Origin of the sequence: Streptomyces sp. L-9-10 (assembly GCF_004151105.1) — a bacterium.
Taxonomy (GTDB): Bacteria; Actinomycetota; Actinomycetes; order Streptomycetales; family Streptomycetaceae; genus Streptomyces.
In genome coordinates this window covers 3,542-7,299 of record NZ_PHRF01000121.1, presented here as the reverse complement: position 1 = coordinate 7,299, position 3,758 = coordinate 3,542, and the positions used below count along the sequence as shown (strand labels likewise).

At 71.4% G+C, this 3,758-nt stretch carries 2 protein-coding genes; both read right to left on the bottom strand.

Features of this window, described 5'->3' with window-relative positions:
* Positions 1–1,389, bottom strand: a 1,389-nt coding sequence (locus CU044_RS28565; RefSeq protein WP_240045899.1) for a condensation domain-containing protein, incomplete at its 3' end; no start/stop codon positions are given.
* A gap of 112 nt (positions 1,390–1,501) precedes the next feature.
* Positions 1,502–3,758: non-ribosomal peptide synthetase (locus CU044_RS28560; protein ID WP_193564099.1), on the bottom strand; the 2,257-nt coding region annotated here is incomplete at its 5' end.

The window sequence follows — 3,758 nt, the reverse complement described above, 5'->3', positions numbered from 1 at the left end:
CTCGATCGTGGACGCGTCGAACAGATCCGTGCTGTATTCGACCGAACCCCGCAGCTCCCCACCCTCCTCCCAGTACGTGAACGTCAGATCGAAGAGCGCGAAATCACGGGGCAGCGGCTCCTCGGCCAGTTCCACGCCGTCCAGCCGCAGAGGCGCGGAGGGAGCGTTCTGGAGCGCGACCATCGCCTGCACCAGGGGCGGACGGCTCAGATCGCGCTCGGTGACGAGGGCGTCCACGACCTGCTCGAACGGCGCCTCGCCGTGCGCGAACGCCTCCAGCACCGTTTCCCGTACGGAGTCCAGGAACTCCCCGAACGTGCGGAGTTCGTCCACGTCCGACCGCAGCACCAGGGTGTTGACGAAGAAGCCGACGATCGGCTCCGCCTCTCCCCGGTCGCGTCCGGAGACAGGGGTGCCCACGGCGATGTCACGGCGGCCGGAGTGGCGGGACAGCAGCAGCTGGCTGAGCGCGGTCACGGCCATGAACAGGGTCGCGCCGCGCCCGCGCGCGAGGGTGGTCAGCCGCTCGGTGAGCCCGGCGGGGAACCGGAAGGGGTACGCGGCGCCCGCGTATCCGCGTACGGCGGGGCGTGGCCGGTCGGTGGCGGTGTCCAGTGGTGTCAGCGCCGCCAGTTTCCCTCGCCAGTAGTCGAGTTGACGGTCCAGCTCGCCGCCGGTGAGCCGCTCGCGCTGCCAGACGGCGAAGTCCGCGTAGGCCAGGGGCAGTGGGGTCAGCCCGGCGCGCTCCAGCAGGGCGGCGGTCCCGCGCGGTCCCGGCAGCAGGGCGGCGGCGTAGAGCGCGCTCAGCTCGCGCTCCAGGATGCCCATCGACCAGCCGTCCGTGACGATGTGATGCATCGTCAGCACGAGGATGTGGGTGGTGTCGTCCGGCTTCACCAGGAGCGCGCGGAGCAGCGGACCTGTGCGCAGATCGAAGGGCCGTGTCACCTCGGCCCTGAGCAGGCTCCTGACGATCAGGTCCCGCTCGGCTCCGGGGGCGGGCGGCACCTCGGTGACGGGCACCGGCACCGCGAAGGGTTCACCGATGAGCTGTACGCCCTGTCCGTCCACCGCGTCGAAGGTGGTGCGCAGCGATTCGTGCCGCACCACCAGCGCCGAGAGCCCGGCGGCCAGCGCGGGGACGTCCAGGTCGCCGGTGACCCGCAGCGCCGCGCACGAGTTGTACTCCGCGCTGCCCGGCTCGAACTCGTCAAGGAACCAGAGCCGTTGCTGGGCGAACGACAGCGGCAGGTCGCGGTCGCGGCCGGCCGGGGTGATCCGGCCGGGCCGGGCCTTCCCGTCGTCGCCGCCGGCCAGCCGTGAGCGCATCCTGTCCCGTACGTGCTCGGGCAGGGACTGAATCCAGCTCTCGCGTGATGCCGCGTCCATGCGTCTCTCTCCTCTACGGGTGCCACGAGGTCGTACGGGTGCCACGAGGTCGTACGGCGCGTACCGCCGATGCCGGGGCCGGCTCCGGCCGCGGGCCGCGGGCCGGCGCGCGCTACTCCAGTTCCGCCAGCACCTGGGACTCGACCGCCGACGCCAGGTCGGCGACCGTCGGGTTGTCGAAGAGCGTGCGGGCCGGCAGATCGACGGCGAACACCTCGCGGACCCGGGAGATCACCTGAATGCTCAGGATCGAATCGCCGCCCAGATCGAAGAAGTTGTCCAGGACGCCGACGCGCTCCAGGCCCAGCACCTCGGCCCAGATGCCGGCCACCAACTCCTCGCCGGGGTCGCGCGGGGCGAGACCCTCGGTGCCCTCCCCCGCCATCTCCTCGGGTGACGGCAGCGCCCGCCGGTCGACCTTGCCGTTCGGGGTGAGCGGGAAGACGTCCAGGACGAGTACGGCGGCGGGGACCATGTAGGCGGGAAGCGAGCGGCCGATGAAGCTCTTCACCTCGTCCGGCTCGGGCGCCGGCGCACCGGACTCGGGCACCACGTAGGCCACCAGCCGTTTGCTGCCCGGGATGTCCTCGCGCGCCAGCACCAGCGCCTGGGCGACACCGGGATACCCGGCGGCGGCCGACTCGATCTCGCCGAGTTCGATGCGCTGTCCGCGGATCTTGACCTGGAAGTCGGTGCGGGAGACGAAGTCGAGGTTGCCGTCGGGCAGCCAGCGCACCAGGTCTCCGGAGCGGTACATCCGGGAGCCCGGAGGACCGAACGGGTCGGCGACGAAGCGCTCGGCGGTGATCCGGGGCCGGTTCACATAGCCACGCGCCATCCCGTCGCCGGACAGATACAGCTCCCCGGCCACCCCCGGCGGCACCGGCCGCAGCGCGGCGTCCAGTACGTACACACCGGTGCCGGCGATGGGGGTGCCGATCGGCATCGGGCCGGTGCCCGTATAGTTGTCGTTGACGACGAACAGCGAGGTGAAGACCGTGCCCTCGGTCGGCCCGTAGCCGTTGATCATGCGGACTCCGGGCAGCTGCCCGACCACCTTGACGCAGTGTGCGGGCGAGAGGGTGTCACCGCCCGACATGATCAGCCGCAGTCCGGAGAAGACCCGCACATCGCTGTCCACGATCTCGTGGAACAGTCCGGCGGTGATCCAGATCGCGGTGACACCGCGGGAGTGCAGGAACGCACCGGTCTCGGCCGCGGACATCACACGGGTGGGGCTGACGGCCAGCGCGGCGCCGTTGAGCAGGGCGCTCCAGATCTCCAGGGTACCGGCGTCGAAGGAGACGGTGGCCAGCTGGCCGACCACATCGCGTTCGGTCATCGCCAGCTTGGGGTCGCGGGCGACGCGCAGCACACCGCGGTGCGGGAGTACGGCGCCCTTGGGCCGGCCGGTGGAGCCGGAGGTGTAGATGACGTGGGCGAGGTTGTCGGGCCGTACGGTCACCTCCGGCGCGTGGCCCGGCCGGGCCGCGACGGCGGCGTGCTCGGTGGCGTCGTCCAGCAGCAGCAGTCCGGCGTCGGTGGGCGGGAGGGCCCCGGCGCAGGCGCTGTCGGTGACCACGAGCCCGGCTCCGGAGTCGGAGACCATGAAGGCGAGACGGTCGGCCGGGTACTCCGGGTCCAGCGGTACGTACGCCCCGCCGGCCTTGAGCACCGCCAGCAGCGCGACGAACAGTTCGGCGCTGCGCCCGAGGCAGACGCCGACCCGGGAGTCGGGCCGTACCCCTCGCTCGACGAGGTGATGGGCGAGGCGGTTGGCGCGGGCGTCCAGTTCGGCGTAGGAGACCCGCTCGTCACCGACGATCAGGGCGGTGTTGCCGGGGACCCGCGCCACCTGTTCGGCGAAGATCTCGGTGAGGGTGTGCCCGCTGTCGCCGGGGGCGCCCCGGCCCCAGGTCCGCAGGATCTCGTTGCGTCGGCCGGGGGTGACGAGGCCGAGGTCGGCGATCTTCTCGTCCGTGACGTCGACCAGGCTCCTTGCGTGCAACGTGAGCTGGCCGCGCAGCCCCTCGACGGTGGCGCGGTCGAAGACGTCGGGGTCGAAGAGCAGGATCAGTACGAGGCGCTTGCCGGTGAACGCGGCCAGGTTCAGCGGGTAGTTGGTCGCCTCGACCGAGCCGACCTCGCTGACGCTGAGACCGTGCCGGTCGGCCGCGTCGGTGTCGACGGGATAGTTCTCGAAGATGACCAGGCTGTCGAAGAGCGGTTGGTTCATGGGGAGTTCGCTGAGTGCCTGGACGCGGTTAAGGGGGAGGTGGTCGTGGCGGCGGGCCTCGACCTGCTCGCTCTGCAACCCCTGCAACCACTCCACCACCGGACGCCCCGGATCCAGGCGTACCCGCACCGGG